Annotated in this window: 21 protein-coding genes and 3 pseudogenes; 13 read left to right on the top strand and 11 right to left on the bottom strand. The window is 32.5% G+C overall.

Annotation, left to right across the window (positions count from 1 at the left end):
* Positions 1–125: 125 nt before the first annotated feature.
* The 4 genes from MT340_RS12070 to ychF all read left to right on the top strand — a co-directional run bounded on the left by MT340_RS12070 (position 126) and on the right by ychF (position 3,350).
* Positions 126–956, top strand: a complete 831-nt coding sequence (locus MT340_RS12070) for a ParB/RepB/Spo0J family partition protein (protein WP_243590149.1) — start codon at positions 126–128, stop codon at positions 954–956.
* Positions 957–1,135: 179 nt separating this feature from the next.
* Positions 1,136–2,017, top strand: a complete 882-nt coding sequence (locus tag MT340_RS12065; RefSeq protein WP_243603899.1) for a mechanosensitive ion channel family protein — start codon at positions 1,136–1,138, stop codon at positions 2,015–2,017.
* Positions 2,018–2,037: 20 nt separating this feature from the next.
* On the top strand, positions 2,038–2,241 hold the full coding sequence (locus MT340_RS12060; protein ID WP_243590148.1) for a DUF951 domain-containing protein: 204 nt from the start codon (positions 2,038–2,040) through the stop codon (positions 2,239–2,241).
* A gap of 11 nt (positions 2,242–2,252) precedes the next feature.
* A complete protein-coding gene (gene ychF, locus MT340_RS12055) occupies positions 2,253–3,350 on the top strand; it encodes a redox-regulated ATPase YchF (protein WP_243590147.1) in 1,098 nt (365 codons plus the stop codon).
* Positions 3,351–3,465: 115 nt separating this feature from the next.
* Here the strand turns inward: ychF and MT340_RS12050 are convergent, their stop codons facing one another.
* Both MT340_RS12050 and MT340_RS12045 read right to left on the bottom strand, forming a co-directional pair.
* On the bottom strand, positions 3,466–3,657 hold the full coding sequence (locus MT340_RS12050; RefSeq protein WP_011276869.1) for a hypothetical protein: 192 nt from the start codon (positions 3,655–3,657) through the stop codon (positions 3,466–3,468).
* Between the two features lie 67 nt (positions 3,658–3,724).
* Entirely contained in the window at positions 3,725–4,531 is an 807-nt protein-coding gene (locus MT340_RS12045; RefSeq protein WP_243590146.1) for a glycoside hydrolase family 25 protein, read from the bottom strand.
* Between the two features lie 287 nt (positions 4,532–4,818).
* On the opposite strand from MT340_RS12045, the gene rpsF reads away from it, so the two are divergent.
* The 4 genes from rpsF to MT340_RS12025 all read left to right on the top strand — a co-directional run bounded on the left by rpsF (position 4,819) and on the right by MT340_RS12025 (position 7,221).
* On the top strand, positions 4,819–5,115 hold the full coding sequence (gene rpsF / locus MT340_RS12040) for a 30S ribosomal protein S6 (RefSeq protein WP_002461101.1): 297 nt from the start codon (positions 4,819–4,821) through the stop codon (positions 5,113–5,115).
* 21 nt (positions 5,116–5,136) lie between these two features.
* The gene (gene ssb / locus MT340_RS12035) at positions 5,137–5,649 is read left to right on the top strand and encodes a single-stranded DNA-binding protein (RefSeq protein WP_103298372.1); all 513 of its coding nucleotides are present in this window, start codon (positions 5,137–5,139) and stop codon (positions 5,647–5,649) included.
* A 47-nt stretch (positions 5,650–5,696) separates the two neighbouring features.
* On the top strand, positions 5,697–5,939 hold the full coding sequence (gene rpsR / locus MT340_RS12030; protein WP_002461103.1) for a 30S ribosomal protein S18: 243 nt from the start codon (positions 5,697–5,699) through the stop codon (positions 5,937–5,939).
* Positions 5,940–6,174: 235 nt separating this feature from the next.
* Entirely contained in the window at positions 6,175–7,221 is a 1,047-nt protein-coding gene (locus MT340_RS12025; RefSeq protein WP_243603898.1) for a hypothetical protein, read from the top strand.
* A gap of 100 nt (positions 7,222–7,321) precedes the next feature.
* Here the strand turns inward: MT340_RS12025 and MT340_RS12020 are convergent, their stop codons facing one another.
* Positions 7,322–7,579 (bottom strand): helix-turn-helix domain-containing protein, encoded by a 258-nt coding sequence (locus MT340_RS12020; RefSeq protein ID WP_103298375.1) that lies wholly within the window; start codon positions 7,577–7,579, stop codon positions 7,322–7,324.
* A gap of 220 nt (positions 7,580–7,799) precedes the next feature.
* Between MT340_RS12020 and MT340_RS12015 the strand changes: the two genes are divergently transcribed.
* The 3 genes from MT340_RS12015 (at position 7,800) to MT340_RS12005 (ending at position 9,241) form a co-directional block, all read left to right on the top strand.
* On the top strand, positions 7,800–8,549 hold the full coding sequence (locus tag MT340_RS12015; protein WP_243590144.1) for an amidohydrolase family protein: 750 nt from the start codon (positions 7,800–7,802) through the stop codon (positions 8,547–8,549).
* Positions 8,550–8,627: 78 nt separating this feature from the next.
* Complete coding sequence (locus tag MT340_RS12010) at positions 8,628–8,870, top strand: DUF3923 family protein (RefSeq protein ID WP_243590143.1); 243 nt, start codon at positions 8,628–8,630, stop codon at positions 8,868–8,870.
* A gap of 122 nt (positions 8,871–8,992) precedes the next feature.
* Positions 8,993–9,241: a GlsB/YeaQ/YmgE family stress response membrane protein gene (locus MT340_RS12005; RefSeq protein ID WP_243590142.1), complete on the top strand. Its 249-nt coding sequence runs from the start codon at positions 8,993–8,995 to the stop codon at positions 9,239–9,241.
* A gap of 71 nt (positions 9,242–9,312) precedes the next feature.
* Here the strand turns inward: MT340_RS12005 and MT340_RS12000 are convergent.
* Positions 9,313–9,390: pseudogene (locus tag MT340_RS12000) on the bottom strand (hypothetical protein); the annotation flags it as partial.
* A gap of 304 nt (positions 9,391–9,694) precedes the next feature.
* Between MT340_RS12000 and MT340_RS11995 the strand changes: the two are divergent.
* Positions 9,695–10,273, top strand: coding sequence for a histidine phosphatase family protein (locus MT340_RS11995; protein ID WP_243590141.1), 579 nt, complete (start codon positions 9,695–9,697; stop codon positions 10,271–10,273).
* A gap of 54 nt (positions 10,274–10,327) precedes the next feature.
* Here MT340_RS11995 and MT340_RS11990 read toward each other — a convergent pair whose 3' ends face one another.
* The 4 genes from MT340_RS11990 to MT340_RS11975 form a co-directional block, all read right to left on the bottom strand.
* Entirely contained in the window at positions 10,328–10,966 is a 639-nt protein-coding gene (locus MT340_RS11990; protein ID WP_243590140.1) for an NDxxF motif lipoprotein, read from the bottom strand.
* A 259-nt stretch (positions 10,967–11,225) separates the two neighbouring features.
* Positions 11,226–12,749, bottom strand: coding sequence for an alkyl hydroperoxide reductase subunit F (gene ahpF, locus MT340_RS11985; RefSeq protein WP_243590139.1), 1,524 nt, complete (start codon positions 12,747–12,749; stop codon positions 11,226–11,228).
* Between the two features lie 14 nt (positions 12,750–12,763).
* Positions 12,764–13,333 carry an alkyl hydroperoxide reductase subunit C gene (gene ahpC, locus MT340_RS11980; RefSeq protein ID WP_243603897.1) on the bottom strand — a complete coding sequence of 190 codons (570 nt, stop codon included), beginning with the start codon at positions 13,331–13,333 and terminating at the stop codon, positions 12,764–12,766.
* Positions 13,334–13,819: 486 nt separating this feature from the next.
* A complete protein-coding gene (locus tag MT340_RS11975) occupies positions 13,820–14,599 on the bottom strand; it encodes a 2-keto-4-pentenoate hydratase (protein WP_243590138.1) in 780 nt (259 codons plus the stop codon).
* Between the two features lie 157 nt (positions 14,600–14,756).
* Between MT340_RS11975 and MT340_RS11970 the strand changes: the two genes are divergently transcribed.
* Positions 14,757–15,512 (top strand): NADPH-dependent oxidoreductase, encoded by a 756-nt coding sequence (locus tag MT340_RS11970; protein ID WP_243590137.1) that lies wholly within the window; start codon positions 14,757–14,759, stop codon positions 15,510–15,512.
* Positions 15,513–15,616: 104 nt separating this feature from the next.
* On the opposite strand, the gene MT340_RS11965 is transcribed toward MT340_RS11970, so the two are convergent.
* From MT340_RS11965 to MT340_RS11955, 3 genes and pseudogenes are all read right to left on the bottom strand, one after another.
* Positions 15,617–17,005 (bottom strand): L-cystine transporter, encoded by a 1,389-nt coding sequence (locus MT340_RS11965; RefSeq protein WP_243603896.1) that lies wholly within the window; start codon positions 17,003–17,005, stop codon positions 15,617–15,619.
* 352 nt (positions 17,006–17,357) lie between these two features.
* Positions 17,358–17,846 (bottom strand): annotated as a pseudogene (locus tag MT340_RS11960) (DNA-binding protein); the annotation flags it as partial.
* A 120-nt stretch (positions 17,847–17,966) separates the two neighbouring features.
* Positions 17,967–18,631, bottom strand: a pseudogene (locus MT340_RS11955) (hypothetical protein).
* Positions 18,632–18,770: the final 139 nt, after the last annotated feature.

Here is an 18,770-nt window from a genome sequence, read left to right as displayed (position 1 = left end):
TAATTCTTGTGAAAGCTATAAGAAATTTTCTAAAATTAAAAACAAAGAAGAGGCACAACATCAGATACTGTATTATGATTTAAAATATCGATTTTTAGTTAATAAACGGGAGGAGGCAATATGCAATGGCATACGAACAAGATGAACGATTAACATTAGATCAAAATGAACAAATCCAAAAAGTAGCCATTTCAAAAATAAAAGTAAATCCTTATCAACCTCGTAAAACGTTTGATGAAGATAAATTGCAAGATTTAGCAGACTCTATCCACACACATGGTATTTTGCAACCTATCGTTTTACGTAAAACGGTTCAAGGTTATTATATTGTGGTGGGAGAAAGACGCTTCAGAGCTTCGCAGTTAGCTGGTTTAAAAGAGGTACCGGCTATTGTAAAAGAGTTATCAGATTCCGACATGATGGAATTAGCAATTATTGAGAATCTACAACGTGAAGATTTAAATGCGATTGAAGAAGCTGAAAGCTATAAACGATTAATGAATGATTTAGGTATAACACAACAAAAAGTTGCAGAAAGACTGGGGAAATCACGTCCATACATTGCTAATATGTTGAGACTGTTAAATTTACCGTCAGAAGTTTCTAAGTTAGTAAAGAACGGGAAGTTATCTGGAGCTCACGGACGCACCCTATTAGGATTAAAGGATACTGTGACTATGGAACAATTGGCTAAACAAGCTATTCGAGAAGCTTGGAGTGTTAGGTATTTAGAGAAAGTTGTAGCAGATATGCAAGACGGTCGGGGGTCTAAAAATAACGCTAAATTGTCTCATTCAAAACCGAAATTTATTCAAAAACAAGAACGTCTTTTAAAAGAAAAATTTGGTACAAAAGTAGATATCTCTACTAGTAGAAATATCGGAAAAATTACGTTTGAATTTAAATCTGAAGAAGAATTTAAAAATTTATTGAAAAGATTAAATCGTGAATATTAAACATTGGAATTTGAAAAATGAAACGTTTGTTGTTAAACAGATTGATATGTTATCTTAAGTCTTTCTTTAAAGGAAAATAATTAATTAATAAAGCCAAAGACCGATATATTATCTAGTAAAAACACTGTATAATTATTAAGTTATGATAAAAATTTATAATTAAAGGAGGAAATTATTGAATGAATCAGGTTAAAAATGTGTTGTCTTCATTATTTGAACCATTGACTAAACCAGAAACATATGAAAACTTAGGAATTAAGCTTATATTAATTCTTATTTATATTTTAGTAGCCATCATTGTGATTGCTATATTAAATAAAGTGATTGAACAAGGATTTAAAATACAAAATAAAAGTAGTAAAGGAAATAAGAAACGTTCAAGAACATTAGTGTCACTTGTCCAAAATGTAGTAAAATATATCGTATGGTTCATTGTTATTACGACAATTTTAAGCAAATTTGGTATTAGCGTCGAAGGGATTATTGCCAGTGCCGGCGTTGTAGGTTTAGCTGTTGGTTTTGGTGCTCAAACGATTGTAAAAGATATCATTACTGGTTTCTTTATTATTTTCGAGAATCAATTTGATGTAGGCGACTACGTTAAAATTAATAGTAGTGGTACCACAGTAGCTGAAGGTACGGTTAAATCAATTGGTTTAAGATCGACACGTATTAATACGATTACGGGTGAATTAACAATTCTACCAAATGGTAGTATGGGAGAAATCACTAACTACTCCATTACAAATGGTTTCGCTATTGTGAAAATTCCAGTTTCTGTAGAGGAAAACTTAGATAAAGTTGAAAAACGATTGAATACATTATTTACTGCAATGCGTAGTAAATACTATCTTTTCATTACAGATCCTGTAGTTGAAGGTATCGATTCGATAGATGAAACGAAAGTGACATTTAGAATTTCGGCAGAAACGATTCCTGGTGAAGGAGCCTCAGGTTCAAGAATTTTACGTAGAGAAATTCAAAGAGTTTTCGTACAAGAAGGTATTAAATTACCACAACCCATCTATGTTAAAAGTATGGATGCAAAAGATAAAGCTTAATTATCATTGGGGGCAATTTCATGACGTCAAATTATGGAATAAATGATATAGTAGAAATGAAAAAACAACATGCATGTGGAACTAATCGATTTAAAATTATCCGTATGGGTGCAGATATTCGTATTAAATGCGAAAACTGTCAGAGAAGTATTATGATTCCACGTCAAACGTTTAATAAAAAACTAAAAAAAATATTAGTATCTCATAAAGATACAGAAAGTTAGGAGAATGATTAATGGCTTTAACAGCAGGTATCGTAGGGTTACCGAACGTTGGTAAGTCTACTCTATTTAACGCAATAACTAAGGCAGGCGCATTAGCTGCGAACTATCCTTTCGCAACAATTGACCCAAACGTAGGTATTGTTGAAGTACCAGATACGCGTTTAAATAAATTAACTGAAATGGTAGAACCTAAGAAAACAATTCCGACTACTTTTGAATTTACTGACATTGCAGGTATTGTGAAAGGTGCTTCTAAAGGTGAAGGTTTAGGTAATAAATTCTTATCACATATCCGTGAAGTAGATGCTATTTGCCAAGTCGTACGCGCATTTGATGATGAAAACGTGACACACGTTTCAGGACGCGTCAATCCTTTAGATGACATTGAAGTTATCAATATGGAATTAGTATTAGCTGATTTAGAATCAGTAGAAAAACGTTTGCCTAGAATTGAAAAAATGGCACGTCAAAAAGATAAAACTGCAGAAATGGAATTACGCATTTTATCAAGAATCAAAGAAGCGTTAGAAAACGGTGATCCTGTTCGTAGTTTAGAATTTAATGATGAAGATCAAAAATATGTTAATCAAGCTCAATTATTAACATCTAAAAAAATGTTATATATTGCCAATGTTGGTGAAGATGAAATTGGTGATGAAGATAACGATAAAGTTAAAGCAATTCGCGAATATGCAGCTAAAGAAGATTCAGAAGTTATCGTAATCAGTGCTAAAATTGAAGAAGAAATTGCTACACTTGATGACGAAGATAGAGAAATGTTCTTAGAAGATTTAGGCATCGAAGAACCAGGTTTAGATGTTCTTATTAAAACAACTTACGATTTATTAGGATTATCAACTTACTTTACTGCTGGTGTACAAGAAGTGCGTGCTTGGACATTTAGACAAGGTATGACAGCACCACAGTGTGCAGGTATTATTCATACTGACTTTGAACGTGGTTTTATCCGTGCTGAGGTAACTAGTTATGATGACTACGTTGAAAATGGTGGAGAACAAGGTGCGAAAGAAGCAGGTAAGCAACGCTTAGAAGGTAAAGAATACATTATGCAAGATGGCGACATCGTGCATTTCAGATTTAACGTTTAGAATTACAATTCGCAATAAATCTTTAAATTTATAAAATAAAGCAATGTAAGTTTCGTATGGCTTAGAGTGACAGGGAACTTACATTGCTTTTTTATATGATTTATTTCATTGTATCTTAAAAGAACGGTATAACTTTACTTGCTTCAATAATATCTTTGGTGCTAAAAAACTGTTTACCTTCTCCAGTATAGGCGGGTTCAAGTATCATGTTGGCTTTCGCGCAATATAGCCATTCTGGATTGATACCGCAATTTAAGACTTCTTGGAATTCTTGGAAATCTTTGTTCCAATCTAAATCTAATTGCATGTTTTACACCTCACCTGTATTATAGAACAAATGTTCGTAAAAATAAAGTGATAAACGTAAATAATTTTTATGAAGTAAACCAGTCTGAAGAGACGTTAGAATCTATATAACTTGCATCAACATTTTGATTTAATTCAGGAGCATAATAACTATCAGTGTATTGCCATAGCACCTTTTCTCTCGTAGGTTCTTGCGCTTGGTAAGCTGCTAACCAATAACCATCATAAGCACTTACAGCATTAGGTACATTGTTAGTCATAAAATTTTCATATGAGTAGAATAATATTTTTTTATTGCCAGCAAGTTGACGTATTTCATCTGCCCAAGCTCGAGTAGCCGTATCTGCATCACCATTAGTCACTGTGTTTTGTTCAAAGTCATTAACATAGAATGATGCTTTAGGTGCGCGATTATAAAGCATTTGAGCCTCATAGCGTGCATCGTCGGCATTTTCATACATACTGTACGAATATACGCCAAATTTCATATTATTTTTATCTAGTAGTGATGAATTGTTAGCTAAACATTGATCAACGTATTCAGAGCCATATTGACCTCTAATAATGATGAAATCATAATCCTGCTTTAATTGCTTAACTTGATCATCAGTTAAATTCCCTTGCCACTCTGATATGTCTAAGACACGTTCACCAGCATTAGTTGTGACAACTTTTGACTTTCCGGAAAAGGTAGAACGATTACTTGTGGCATTATCTTGTTGATTAGGGTGTTTTTCAAGAAACTTTTGGTATCCATATCCCATCGTTCCTTTTTCACTCCCTCCGCTTTGTTCAGCTGCATTAGCAGTAAACGCACCTATAGAAGTTGCCATAATAGATAAACATACAATTGAATATGTTGCTTTTTTAAACATTTAAGCTCTCCTTTAGATAGATTTATTAAAAGTAAGCGCATTTATATGTAAAATGTAATTGTGATGTTAGTATAAATAGTTATGGTTAGCAACTTCATGACTAACACCATTAAAACAGAGAATAATAATGTGCTAGGCAATATAAATAAGAGTTTTAAGTCGATAATAATTATTGTAAAAAGTAAAACTCTGTGCTATAATTCTTGATTGTGAGTAATGAAAATTATTCCTTGCTTATCGACAGGAGTCGATAGGCCGCATAGACCACAAGGAGGTGCAAGTATAAAATGAGAACATATGAAATTATGTATGTCGTACGTCCTAACATTGAAGAGGATGCTAAAAAAGCTGTTGTTGAACGCTTTAACGGTATCTTAGCTTCAGAAGGATCAGAAGTTTTAGAAGAAAAAGACTGGGGTAAACGCCGTCTTGCTTATGAAATTGAAGATTTCAAAGAAGGCTTCTATAACATCGTACGCATTAAAACTGATAACAACAGAGCTACAGACGAATTCCAACGTTTAGCTAAAATCAATGACGATATCATCCGTTATATCGTTATCCGCGAAGACCAAGATAAGTAATAATTTAATGGGGGCGTTTTAATGATAAACAGAGTTGTATTAGTAGGTCGTTTAACTAAAGATCCAGAATACAGAACCACTCCCTCAGGCGTAAGTGTAGCGACATTTACTCTAGCAGTTAATCGTACTTTCACGAATGCTCAAGGGGAACGCGAAGCTGACTTTATTAATGTTGTTGTGTTTAGAAGACAAGCAGAGAACGTGAATAATTATTTATTCAAAGGTAGTTTAGCTGGCGTTGATGGTCGCATACAATCACGCAGTTATGAAAATCAAGAAGGTCGTCGTATCTTTGTTACTGAAGTTGTAGCGGATAGTGTTCAATTCCTTGAACCTAAAAATGCACAAGGTGGCCAACGTAATCAAAGTAATAACAATGATTTCCAAGACTACGGTCAAGGATTTGGTGGTCAACAATCAGGACAAAATACGTCTTATAATAACAATCAATCATCAAACAATAAACAATCAGATAATCCTTTTGCGAACGCAAATGGACCGATTGATATTAGTGATGATGACTTACCATTCTAATAATAAAATGAACGAATAAAAACTATTTCAAAAGGAGGTAATTAACCATGGCAGGTGGACCAAGAAGAGGCGGTCGTCGTCGTAAAAAAGTTTGCTATTTCACAGCAAATGGTATTACACACATCGACTATAAAGATACTGAATTATTAAAACGTTTTATCTCAGAACGCGGTAAAATTTTACCACGTCGTGTAACTGGTACTTCAGCTAAATATCAACGTATGTTGACTACAGCTATTAAACGTGCTCGTCATATGGCTTTATTACCATATGTTAAAGAAGAAAACTAATATATAAGTATTGGTTAAACCCCGTAGGCCTAAGGCTTACGGGGTTATTTTTGTGCTTATTTGCGTTATGTAAAGCCTCGTTTTTCAAAAAATGGATTCTATATATTAAAAATATATAAATAGTAGTTTAAATGTAAATTATTTTTAAAGATAGAAATAAGTTGTGTAATACTGTTAATAAAATAAATATTAAATGTTATGATTTAAGTAGATATACATAAGGAGTTTTTCAATTATGAAGGGAAAATATTTATTAGCAGGATTAACTGCGTCAACATTTCTATTGGGAGCATGTAGTCTAAATATAGGTGTACCTGGTGGAGACGACGATAATTCGAACAAAGATAAGCAAGAACAAAAGAAAGATAACGATTCAGGGAAAAAATCTAACGACCCTAAAAAATCTGGCGATGAATCTAATGATAATGAACAATCCTCAACAAATGATCATGCACAAAACAATAATAATGATTCAAATGGAGAAACTGAAGCTGGTGGTGAATATTGGACTGGTTCATCACAATCTCAAAGCCAAGATAGTGCTAATAGTGATGGATCAGATAATAACGATAACTCAGCTAATGATGGCGAAGCTAACTCAGATAATCAAAATGGTAATGATGAAAATCAAGATACAAATGAAGGTAATGAAGATAGTGGAGATAATGCTCAGATTAGCGAAAATAAAGCTATTCAAATCGCCAAAAGTCATGTTAAGGAAATGATAGGTGGAGGTAAACAACCCGCTTGGAATTCATTCCACATTAATAATGATAAAACAACTGATGATAATTACTATATTAGTTATAGAGCACAAAGCGTTGTCTCTACTCCAGCTGATGCAGGTGTTGCAGTAAGTAAGAAAGATGGCTCTGTGTTTGGAGATTACTCAGATATGACAGAAGAACAAAGAGCACAAGCAGAAGCTAAAGGAAGAGAGCAGCAAAGAGCTGCTGAGATAGAAAGTAATAAACGTCAACAAGCTGAAGAAGGAAGCAACCAACAAGACAATAATGAGGAACAACAAAATAGCGATGATAATCAACAACAAGCTGACAAAGGACAAACAGTAGCGAATAGTCAAGAAGCGCATGACAACGCTGTAAATACACCTGTTCAAAATGCTGCAGGCAATCAGGATAACGAAGAACAAGTAGATGAAAGCAACCAACAAACTTCAGATAATGATAACCAAGATCAAGCACAACAACAAAATCAACAACAAGATCAAAATCAAGACCAAGCACAACAAAATAATGGTGACAACAATACAGAAGAGTAATAATTAAATCCTACACAATGGGAATTCGCAGTAATTATATATTTTAACTACACATAAAAAATCCGGCTTCTTTTTCGAAGTCGGATTTCATTATTTTAAATTATAAACGAATATCTATGTCATCAATATGTTGTTGATATTCTTTATATTTACTTTCAACTAACATTTGATAAGGTGTATCAAAGAAGTCTGCGAGAATCATCGCATCTTTAAAATTAGGTTCGTGTTGATGATTTTCCCATTCCCATAATTGATGTGGTTCATAATGTGTACCATATTTTTTATTTAATAACTCTGTTAATTCGTTGATTTCAAGATTTCGTTTTGTTCTTAAATTAAAAAGTGTATGTGAACTCATGATACATAACCTCCCTGAAAATGCTAAGTTTGAAGTGTAAGATAATTTCATTGTTTCCCTGTTAAATTACCTTTCTAACAAACTTACTAAGTCTTTTTAAAAATAAACCCGAGTTATTTAACTATACTAGTCCTCTTCACAAATTTTATCAAGCCTTTTAAGTGATAATTCATAAATATGTTATCTTTAATTTACATTCTGCAAACAAGGGGTTATCGTTATGAAAATTTTTGATGCTCATTTTCACATTATTGATTTTAATTTTCCTATTAAAGAGAACAATGGTTACATGCCACCTTCGTTCACTACACATGACTACTTAAACCGTACTAAAGATTTAGATATTATTGGCGGGGTAGTCGTTTCAGGTTCATTCCAAGGTTTTGACCAAGGTTATTTAACGGATGCGCTCAATAAATTAAATGGCAAGTTCGTAGGAATCACTCAGTTGCCTATGACTACAAGCGATGAAGAAATTCGTAGATTAAATACTTTAGGAATTAAAGGTATCAGATTTAATGTTAAACGTGGTGGTTCAGAAGACATTTCGAAACTTAAAGAATTCTCGCAACGCGTCTATGATTTAGTAGGTTGGCATACTGAAATTTATATTGAGTCGAAAAAATTAACTGACTATAAAGACGTGATTCTTCAATTATCGCAAGTATCTATTGATCACCTAGGTTTAACTAAAGAGGGCTTCGAAGATTTAAAAGACTTAGTGAGGCATGGCGTTTATGTGAAAGCAACTGGATTCGGTCGAATTGAAGTTGATCCTGTTTCAGCTATTCAAGAGTTAATTGAAATTAATCCTAATGCTGTCATGTTTGGTACAGACTTACCTTCCACACGAGCCAATCGTCCATTCAACGAAGAAGATATTCAACTTATCCAGAATAATTTTAACCAAAACATTCAAGAAAGAATCTTTTATAAGAATGCCCTAAACTTTTATAGACTTTCAGAGTAATGTACTTTTATGATTTTTATTTTTGGAAAAGGGAATAGATTAATACGTTATTGTTAGGATTTTCTAGGAGGCAAGTAAATGAAACTTTCATGGATTTTGTGGTGGATCGTTTCTGCATTTTGGATTATCTTATTCATTGGTAGTTCAGTTATGATTTGGGAACGACGTACTGACGCAGCCGGTATCTTCCAAACACCAGAATTAAAAGCAATATCTATCATTATTTTGGCCATAGCATTTTTATTACCAATCATTATACAAATCGTATGGCTAGTGATTAATTTAATTATGTCACGTAACGAAAAAAATCAAAAATATTAAAATGAATTTAAGTAAATTTCTTATAAAAAAGTTAAAACTTTTTTAATCAATATGTTTATCCATTTTCATTAGTGGTATAACTAATAGACAATAAAAAAGAAAAGATAAGGAGAGTTCTGATTATGAGCTTTATTATAATGATAATCGTCGGCGGATTAATCGGATGGGTTGCCGGTATGATTATGGGTAAAGACATCCCAGGTGGTATCATCGGTAACATCATCGCTGGTTTAATCGGTTCAGCAATCGGTAGTAGAATCTTCGGTATGTGGGGTCCTGTATGGGGTGGCGTACCAATCTTCCCAGCATTATTAGGTGCAATTATTCTTATTTTCATCGTAAGTTTAATCTTCCGAGTTATCAAAAAATAAGTATAATTGAATTGTTAAAGAGGCTATGTTAAATAGACCCTCTTTTTATTATGGGAAAAATTAAAAAAGGGTATAAAAAGAGGGTGACGTCGGGTTAAGGCGTCACCCAGGAGTATTATGTTCATGAATATAAAAGACTTTGTAGTTATTATTTAACTACACATTAATAGTATCATGTAAAGTGATAGTATGACAATCATAAAGTGATAAAACTCATAAAATTATGTATTCATATTAAAGTAGTAGAAATATTTAATTGAGTGTAAGTACATATATTTCAATTTTAATATGGTTCTAATGCTAATTTTTATTCATTTAGACGTCTGGATGTCTAAAATGTTATAAGATAATGTATATTATTATTGCTTGCATATAGCTATCTTAAAGATGATAAACGTTTAATTGTTTTAAAGTAAGCGTACTTAATTTTAAAAAAGAAGGAGAAATATTGAATTGAAATTATATTTAGTGAGACATGGCGAGTCGCAATCGAACTATGATAATAAACATCATCGCGCTTATTTCTGTGGCCAATTAGATGTACATTTAACTGAAAAAGGGATTGAAGATGCGAAGAAATTAGAAAGTTACTTTAAAGATATAAGCATTGATCACATATATGTATCTGATTTAACGCGTACAATTGAAACCTATAATAATATTTTTTCATATGACATTCCTACTACCATCACCTCAAGTCTTAGAGAACGTTCATTAGGTGTATTTGAAGGAGAGTATAAAGATAAATTAATGAAAGATACTCAATTTCATCAATATTTTAACCATCCAGAATATAAAGATTTCCGTCATAGTTTTACGCAGAAAGCGCCTAAAGGTGAGAGTTACGGAGATGTCCTAAATAGAATTCGTTTATTTTTTGAAAATGAAGTATCGCAAGAAGCTGAAACAATAGTAATAGTAGCTCATCAAGTAGTCATTCGTTGCATGCTATTTTACTTTGGTATACTTACCGAAGAGGAAGCGTTAGATCAAAATATTGAAAATTGTAAGCCGATATACATAGAGATTTAAAAAATCCTAACTTTAACGAGATTAAATCACTCGTTGAAGTTAGGATTTCTTCTATTACTTGTCAAAAACATCTGTTTTGATATTTTTATCTTTTAGGAACTTCTTAATTTTATTTTGTTGTTTGCCATTTACATCTCCAGCAAAATGCGTAGGCACATCCACAACATTAATTGTATTTTGAGGTTCATAATTAAGTTGTTCTAATTTTTCATCTATATCCGAAATGGTGCTGTTTAAAGCGTTGAAATAGTTGATAATACGAGTCACATTGTCTTTATAGCCTGACGGTATAGTATTATTTTCAACAAATTTCTTAAAGTGTAAATCATTTTTAACGGCTACATTCGATAAATTACTCAATTTATTTGCTTGAGATTTTGTGACTCTAGTTTGGCCACCACTTTGTTTATCTATCTGACTTTGTAAAATATATTTATTATCTAAAATGTCGCTATTAACATCTAAATATTTTTTAATCGCTTTATTCATCTCATCTTCGCTAATTTTTTGATTAGATTTATCCGATGTGAAGACGTCTTTATCTGTTAATTTTTTAGCATGCTTTGGAGCCGTAATACCATTACTTTGTAGATGATCTTCGTTCTTATCATCACTGTTATTATCATGAGGTGCACAGGCACTTAAAGTTAATAGTAGTGTTAAAAATGCGCCAACTATAATACTCTTTTTCATAGATTTTAATAATCTCCTTTATTAATAAAACATAATAATAGAGTATCATTTATAGGAAAATATTTGAATAATTAGAACTTAAAATAACAATGATCTATGAACAATTTATGGCAAATATTTATAATTTATTTAGCTAACTAAAGCATTTATTTTTAAAAATTAATTTCATGTACTAAAAAACCGAGATACTAATATAAGCATCTCGGGTTATATGAAGATAATTGATAGGTTAAGTGACAGACTAGATTGTTTCTAGTTATTAATTTCTAATTATATAATCAAAGGCATTTAATGCCGCATTGGCACCTGCGCCCATTGAAATAATAATTTGTTTATTTTTTTGATCAGTAACGTCACCAGCAGCAAAAATGCCTGGAACATTTGTACGATTATCGCGATCGATAACTACTTCTCCACGATTATTTAATTCTACTGCGTCACTAATCCAACTTGTATTTGGTACTAAGCCAATTTGTACAAAGATACCATCAAGGCTTAATTCTTTCATTTCGCCTGATTCTAAGTCTTCGTAGCTTAAGCCAGTTACATGATCTTCACCTAAAACTTCAGCCGTTCTAGCATTTGTATGAATGTCTACGTTTGATAGAGAACGTAAACGATCTTGTAATACTGTATCTGCTTTAAGTTCAGATGAATATTCAAATAATGTAACATGATTAACAATACCTGCTAAATCGATAGCTGCTTCAACGCCTGAGTTACCGCCACCGATTACTGCAACGTCTTTATTTTCAAATAAAGGACCATCACAGTGAGGGCAGAAAGCAACACCTTTGTTGATTAAGCGATCTTCACCAGGAATGTTTAATTTACGCCAGCTTGCACCTGTTGAGATGATAGCAGTTTTACTTTCAAGTACTGCATCATTTTCAAGTGTGACACGAATAGCTTTATCTGTTTTCTCAATATTAGTAGCACGGATACCTGTCATAGTATCAATATCGTATTCCTCGATATGTGCTGCTAAGTTAGCAGAGAATTGAGAACCAGTTGTTTCTTTAACAGTAATGAAGTTCTCGATACCAGCAGTATCGTTAACTTGACCACCGATACGGTCAGCTACAATACCTGTACGTAAACCTTTACGTGCAGTATAAATTGCAGCACTACCACTTGCTGGTCCACCACCGATGATTAAAACATCATATGGTTCTTTATTGTTAAATTCAGAAGCGTCTTGCGTGCTTCCTAATTTAGTTAAGATATCAGAAATAGTCATACGACCATTGCCAAATTCTTCACCGTCTAAGAAGACTGCAGGAACGGCCATAATGTCTTCTGATTCTTCACGGAAGACCGCACCATCAATCATAGTATGAGTGATATTAGGATTGATTACACTCATTAAGTTTAATGCTTGAACAACATCTGGACATTTTTGACACGTTAAACTTACATAAGTTTCAAAGTGATAGTTACCTTCTAAACCTTTAATTTGATCAATGATTGATTGTTTTTCTTTAGGGGCACGACCACTCACTTGTAAAATTGCTAGAACAAGTGAGTTGAATTCGTGGCCTAAAGGGATACCAGCAAACGTAATGCCAGTATCTTCTTCAGGTTTACTTACTGAAAAACTTGGCGTACGTTTTAATTCTTTATCTACAATAGTAATGTGGTCTGACATTTCAGCGATTTCATCTAAAAGTTCTTTTAACTCTTTAGATTTATCATCAGAACCAATACTAGCTCTGAATTCAACATCGCCTTCCATAAGACCTAAAAGTTGCTGTAATTGTTGTTTTAAATCAGCATTAAGCATTCTATAATGCCTCCTTAAATTTTACCTACTAAGTCTAATCCTGGTTGTAATGATTCAGAACCTTCTTCCCATTTAGCTGGGCATACTTCACCTGGATGTTGACGTACATATTGCGCTGCTTTGATTTTGTTAACTAATGTGCTAGCGTCACGACCGATACCGTCTGCATTGATTTCAGCTGCTTGAACAACGCCGTCTGGGTCAATGATGAAAGTACCACGTTGAGCTAATCCAACTTCTTCATCTAATACGTCGAAGTTGCGAGTAATAGTTTGAGAAGGGTCACCAATCATATTGTATTGGATTTTGCTAATTGCGTCTGAATGATCGTGCCATGCTTTGTGTACGAAATGAGTATCAGTTGATACTGAGAATACGTTAACACCTAAATCTTGTAATTTATCATATTGGTTTTGTAAATCTTCTAATTCAGTTGGACATACGAATGAGAAGTCAGCAGGGTAGAAACAAACTACACTCCAAGAACCTTTGAAATCATCTTGGCTTACTTCTTTAAATTCATCATTTTTAGGATCATAAGCTTGAGCTGTGAATGGTAAAATTTCTTTATTAATTAAAGACATAACTTAAATTCCTCCTGATTTTCGAATAAATTATTAGAATTACATAAGAATAATTGCTTATTTATAATAATTCTAATTTCTTGAATATTATTATTACACTTCATTTCTATTTCGTCAACTTAATACACTTATGAGAACGTAAATATTGTTTGAATACTGTCAAATAAGGGTTTTTATATATTTTGTTAAGATGTTTAAGAAGTATTTAAATTTATATTTTTTAAATAAATATTGTAAATTACAAATACCTCTTACTATCAATTATCCTTAATCATTCTCAACTAAACATTAGTATTTGATAATGGAGATGCTTTATTTTTGAAAATGAAGAAGTAAAACTAGCGCGAGAAGCGTTTAAATATAGTGAGAGGGACAAGAGGAAAGTAATATGAAAGCTTTGTACTTAAAATATAGTGATAGGGGATTCTCATTTGAAATAAAAAAGGTCAGGTGAATATCTTCATCCTATCCTGACCTTATTGGAAACTAGCGGACTACTTGGACTGTAACACTGCCGACTTTGTCATATTTCGCAGTATAAGTGCCTTTCTCTAAATGTAACGGAGAGATAAATGTACCTGAAGAAATGAATTGTCCTTTTTCTAGCTTTTTGCCATGAGCATGTAATTTTTTATTTAACCATTTTACTGATTCAATAGGGTTGCCCAATACTTCACTTGAATGACCTGTTTCGATTTGTTTGTCATCTTTAAATAATTCTAAATTAATATCTGCAAATGCTTTATATTCTAAAGGCGTAATGCGTTCACCAACTACAATTAGCCCCGTAGCAGTATTATCAGAAATTAAATCACCTAATGTGAAATTAGGAAACCAATCTTTATAACGTGCATCCGGCACTTCTATACCCGCTGCGATTTTAACACTTTCTAAAATAGTTTGATTAGTAGCATCTTTAGGCAAATCAGCAGTGAGTTCAAATATAATTTCTGGTTCTAATAGAGGATCAAAAAGCTTTGATAAAGATACTTTAGCGCCACTTTCAACGACTTGTGTGGATAGGATTGTTCCATAAGCAGGTTCATGTGTATTAGCGATTGCTTGTGTAGCAGCGCTAGTCATACTTACTTTATAACCTTTCACAGTAGCTTTCTCATGTTTTGCAAGTTGTTCAATTAAATTATCTTGAGTTTTATATGCTTCTTCTTCACTAATATCATATGTTTTACTTACAAACTCAATAGGTTTTTTAGAAGTAAATGCTTTGCATAGTGCGTTGGAAATTTCTTTGTTAGCTTTAGGCATAATATCTCTCCTTAAATATCTGAAAATTGTTACTATTATGATAACTTTAAAAATACACGCATGCAATCTTTTTATCAATAGGGAAAAGGTGTGTCTCAAGACAAAAGTGAGGATAACTTGTTACGATATATGCATTAGATAATAAGGAGTGAAGAAAGTGGCAGATCATGTTTATAATTTAACGAAACAACACCATTCAGTAAGAAAGTTTAAAGATAAACCTCTAAGTGAAGATGTAGTAAAAAAATTAGTTGAAGCTGGCCAAAACGCTTCAACATCTAGTTATTTACAAACGTATTCAATTATCGGTATTGATGACCCTCAAATTAAAGAACAATTAAAAGAAGTATCTGGTCAATCTCATGTTGTGGATAATGGTTACTTATTTGTATTTGTTTTAGATTATTATCGCCATAGCTTAATTAATGAAAATGTTGATTATAATATGGAAACGTCTTTTGAATCAGCAGAGGGTTTGTTAGTAGGAACAATTGATGTAGCGCTTGTTTCTGAAAATATTGCTTTAACGGCCGAAGATATGGGCTACGGCATTGTATACTTAGGTTCTTTACGTAATGATGTTGGCCGTGTACGTGAAATTTTAGACTTACCAGAGTACGCCTTCCCTTTATTTGGAATGGCAGTAGGAGAGCCTGCTGATGATGAAAATGGTGCACCAAAACCACGTCTGCCATTTGAACATGTCTTTCATAAAAATGTTTATAACAGTAACCAAAAACAACAAAATGAAGAGCTAAATCAATATGATGAAATAGTTAGTGAATATTATAAAGAACGTACAAATGGAGAACGTTCTGAAACTTGGTCACAACAAGTGGCAGGATTTTTAAGTGGAAAAACACGTTTAGATATGTTGGAACAATTAAATAAAGCAGGTTTAATGAAACGATAAAGCTATTATAAAAAAAGAAGCGTAGCTAAAAGAGGCCTGGACAAAAGCGTTAATACTTTATGTCCTAATTCCTCTTGGCTACGCTTTTTATATCTATCAATTATTTATTGTGTAGATAAATCTCCGTAATGATTTGAATTGAACTTCTCTTTATCAAGGTTACCAGTTAACTTAGCTGTACCAGCACCTGCTAACATTGAATCATTAACGTTTAAAGCAGTACGTCCCATATCAATAATTGGTTCAATTGAAATAAGTACACCTGCTAAAGCGACAGGAAGGTTAAGTGTTGATAGTACTAAAATAGATGCAAATGTTGCACCGCCACCAACACCAGCAACACCAAATGAACTAATTACGACAACACCAATAAGTGTCAAAATAAATGGTAAATCAATATCAACGTGAGCTACTGGTGCTACCATGATGGCTAACATAGCTGGATAAATTCCCGCACAACCATTTTGGCCAATAGATAAACCAAATGAAGCAGAGAAGTTAGCTATGCCTTCTGGTACGCCTAAACGTTGTGTTTGTGTTTGAATATTAAGTGGTAAGGCTCCAGCGCTTGATCGTGAAGTGAAAGAGAAGATAAGCACTTCCAATGTTTTTTTAACATAGCGAACTGGATTGAGTCCCATAATTGTTAAGATAATTAAATGAATAATATACATTGTTATTAAAGCAGCATATGATGCCACCATGAATTTACCTAATGTCCAAATAGCTGCAAAATCACTTGTAGCAATAGTTGAAGCCATAATTGCTAAGATACCATACGGTGTTAAGCGTAGTACAAAAGTAACGATTGACATTACTAATGAATAAATAGCATCAATACCACGTTTTAATAAACTTCCATTGTCTGGTTGTTTACGTGCTACTCGTAAATATGCAAAGCCGACGAATATCGCAAATATTACTACTGCAATTGTAGAAGTAGTTCGTTGACCAGTGAAATCTAAGAATGGATTACTTGGTAATAATTCAAGTATTTGTTGAGGTAAAGTATTAGCTGTTATATCTTTAGCTTTGTCGCTAATTTCAGTCCCACGTGCATGTTCGGCACTACCTAAATCAATACTTGATGCATCTAAGCCGAATACAATGGCATAAAAGATTCCAATTATAGCTGCAATCGCTACAGTACCAATTAAAAACATAAAGATATAAGAACCAATTTTAGCGAATTTATCACCAATTTGTATCTTACTAAATGCAGAAACGATTGAAATAAATATTAAAGGCATAACAATCATTTGTAATAAAGCAACATAACCATCACCCACAATACTGAACCAATCCGTTGTTGTTTCAAGTACTTTTGAGTTAACGCCATAGATTAAATGTAAAACAATACCAAACACAATTCCTACACCTAAAGCAGTAAATACACGTTTAGGGAAGGAAACATGTTTTTTCGCCATAATAAATAAGCCAATAAGAAAGGCAACCATTATAACAATATTAATAACTGTAAAAAATGTCCCCATAAAGTGAATCTCCTTTGATGAATTTTAATTCCGATTTACTTAATAAGGATAGTATTGTTTTAATATTATTTCAATAGCTTATAATAAAAATTGAAATTATATTTATTAAAAATGTAGTTTTAAATGAGCTTAAATATTAAAAATTTTATTTTCTCAAAAAGAAAAACCATAGTCGATAAAGACTACGGTTTGAATTTGAATGATATATTAATTAAATATTAAATAATCTTGCTAAGAAACCTTTTTTCTCTGTTGAGGGTCTACTCATTGAAGCTGTATTTTTTATCGCTTGTTGGTTATTATCGTTAATCTCTTTAACTAACTCATTTTTAGTGTATTCAGATTGCTCTTTTTGAGCATTTTGAATCGCTTCTTGAGATGTTTGAATCGCTTGTAAAGATTCATTATTAGCTTCAAGTTTATTAGTAATTTGACTTTGAAGTTCTTTTAATTCATTTTGTTGTTGGTGGACTTGGCTAATCATTTGCCCAAGCATTTGACGTTCTTCACGCATTTTTTGAATTTCATTACGTAAATCATCTACTAATTGAGTCACGCTATTGTCAGCAGGCAATTGTTCATTATCTTCTTTAACGATGACTTGTAAAAAATCTTTTTCTTTCTCTAATTCTTCAAATGCTAAATCATAACTATTAGTTTGTTTAACTTTTTCCGCGATATCTTGGAATAGTTCAATATCTTCTTCTTTAAAATCAGTGGCTTCACGACCACGATATTCTGTCTTGCTAAGTTGATAACCACGTTCTTCTAAATGTTGTACAATTTTGCGGACTTGTTTTTCACTTAGGTCGACACGTTGAGCGAATTCTTTAGTTAACATAGCTGAAAGTCCTTTCGTTTCTATATATTTATTTACACTGACGTCGGTCTTCGGTCAGTGACACGTCAGTCTAACCTCGCTATTTAGTTTAACCCTTTATATCGCTCATTTCAAGTGTTCTTATAGGGGGAAACGTAAATTCATACGTTCTAAGAGTGGATAAATAATATCTCTAGAAATACCATTGCAAAGACGTACTTGAGAATGTAATTTGATTTAACACTTGCCGGATAAATATCTTTAGTTAATTCAATGTTTGATTTAATAAATAGATCAACTTCAAATGGCGAAGTTTCTGTTGAATAGTTTGGATGTAAATATTCGATTTCACTTTGTTTTTCAAAACCATTAATTAAAAGCGAATGCAGGCGTTTTTTAAACTTTTCTTCATTATGATTACTATTATTTATTTCTTGAGGGACCTCAGTCATTATAAAATTAATATCTTTAGAATGAACTTTATTAGAAAGTTTATTTAATTGAATTTCAATTTCTTCTATAGTTTCCGAAATGATTTCATCATGATTAGTGTGATCCATAGCTAGTAAATGAATTAAAAATGCCGAGTTGGTTGTTGCTTCATAATGAGCGGTTGCTATACTAATGACTTCATCATCATCGAGACCTACAATAAAAGCATAGTCGTTTTCAGTTTTATTGTTTTGCAAAGATTTTTTTATTATTGAGCTATCTTCATAAAAATCAATATCGAGTTGCCTATTATAAAAATCTAGTGCCTTATTAAAATAGTCATCATTAAAAGATTGGACGGTATGAAATTTCATAATGTCACCCCCACAATTTTTTGTTTTAGTATAGCACATTTGTAAAGTAGGTTATCATGAAGAAAAAAAGTAAATATTAATGACAATTAAAAAACATCGCAAAACGCACTTGGATTTAAGGTCATTTTACGATGTTATA

It is taken from the genome of Staphylococcus sp. NRL 16/872 (assembly GCF_022815905.2).
In the GTDB taxonomy this organism is placed as follows: domain Bacteria; phylum Bacillota; class Bacilli; order Staphylococcales; family Staphylococcaceae; genus Staphylococcus.
The sequence above is the reverse complement of the archived record's forward strand: the minus strand, read 5'-3'. Positions and strand labels throughout refer to the sequence as shown.

Excerpts from the sequence above, each read along its gene's own strand:
- MT340_RS12050 (WP_011276869.1), bottom strand. The coding sequence starts at position 3,657 with ATGCAATTAGATTTAGATTGGAACAAAGATTTCCAAGAATTCCAAGAA.
- MT340_RS12015 (WP_243590144.1), top strand. The coding sequence starts at position 7,800 with ATGAAAATTTTTGATGCTCATTTTCACATTATTGATTTTAATTTTCCT.
- MT340_RS12045 (WP_243590146.1), bottom strand. The coding sequence starts at position 4,531 with ATGTTTAAAAAAGCAACATATTCAATTGTATGTTTATCTATTATGGCA.
- MT340_RS12060 (WP_243590148.1), top strand. The coding sequence starts at position 2,038 with ATGACGTCAAATTATGGAATAAATGATATAGTAGAAATGAAAAAACAA.
- ahpC (WP_243603897.1), bottom strand. The coding sequence starts at position 13,333 with ATGTCTTTAATTAATAAAGAAATTTTACCATTCACAGCTCAAGCTTAT.
- MT340_RS12025 (WP_243603898.1), top strand. The coding sequence starts at position 6,175 with ATGAAGGGAAAATATTTATTAGCAGGATTAACTGCGTCAACATTTCTA.
- MT340_RS12065 (WP_243603899.1), top strand. The coding sequence starts at position 1,136 with ATGAATCAGGTTAAAAATGTGTTGTCTTCATTATTTGAACCATTGACT.
- ychF (WP_243590147.1), top strand. The coding sequence starts at position 2,253 with ATGGCTTTAACAGCAGGTATCGTAGGGTTACCGAACGTTGGTAAGTCT.
- ssb (WP_103298372.1), top strand. The coding sequence starts at position 5,137 with ATGATAAACAGAGTTGTATTAGTAGGTCGTTTAACTAAAGATCCAGAA.
- MT340_RS12070 (WP_243590149.1), top strand. The coding sequence starts at position 126 with ATGGCATACGAACAAGATGAACGATTAACATTAGATCAAAATGAACAA.
- rpsR (WP_002461103.1), top strand. The coding sequence starts at position 5,697 with ATGGCAGGTGGACCAAGAAGAGGCGGTCGTCGTCGTAAAAAAGTTTGC.
- MT340_RS11990 (WP_243590140.1), bottom strand. The coding sequence starts at position 10,966 with ATGAAAAAGAGTATTATAGTTGGCGCATTTTTAACACTACTATTAACT.
- MT340_RS12010 (WP_243590143.1), top strand. The coding sequence starts at position 8,628 with ATGAAACTTTCATGGATTTTGTGGTGGATCGTTTCTGCATTTTGGATT.
- MT340_RS11975 (WP_243590138.1), bottom strand. The coding sequence starts at position 14,599 with ATGCCTAAAGCTAACAAAGAAATTTCCAACGCACTATGCAAAGCATTT.
- MT340_RS12020 (WP_103298375.1), bottom strand. The coding sequence starts at position 7,579 with ATGAGTTCACATACACTTTTTAATTTAAGAACAAAACGAAATCTTGAA.
- MT340_RS12005 (WP_243590142.1), top strand. The coding sequence starts at position 8,993 with ATGAGCTTTATTATAATGATAATCGTCGGCGGATTAATCGGATGGGTT.
- rpsF (WP_002461101.1), top strand. The coding sequence starts at position 4,819 with ATGAGAACATATGAAATTATGTATGTCGTACGTCCTAACATTGAAGAG.
- ahpF (WP_243590139.1), bottom strand. The coding sequence starts at position 12,749 with ATGCTTAATGCTGATTTAAAACAACAATTACAGCAACTTTTAGGTCTT.
- MT340_RS11965 (WP_243603896.1), bottom strand. The coding sequence starts at position 17,005 with ATGGGGACATTTTTTACAGTTATTAATATTGTTATAATGGTTGCCTTT.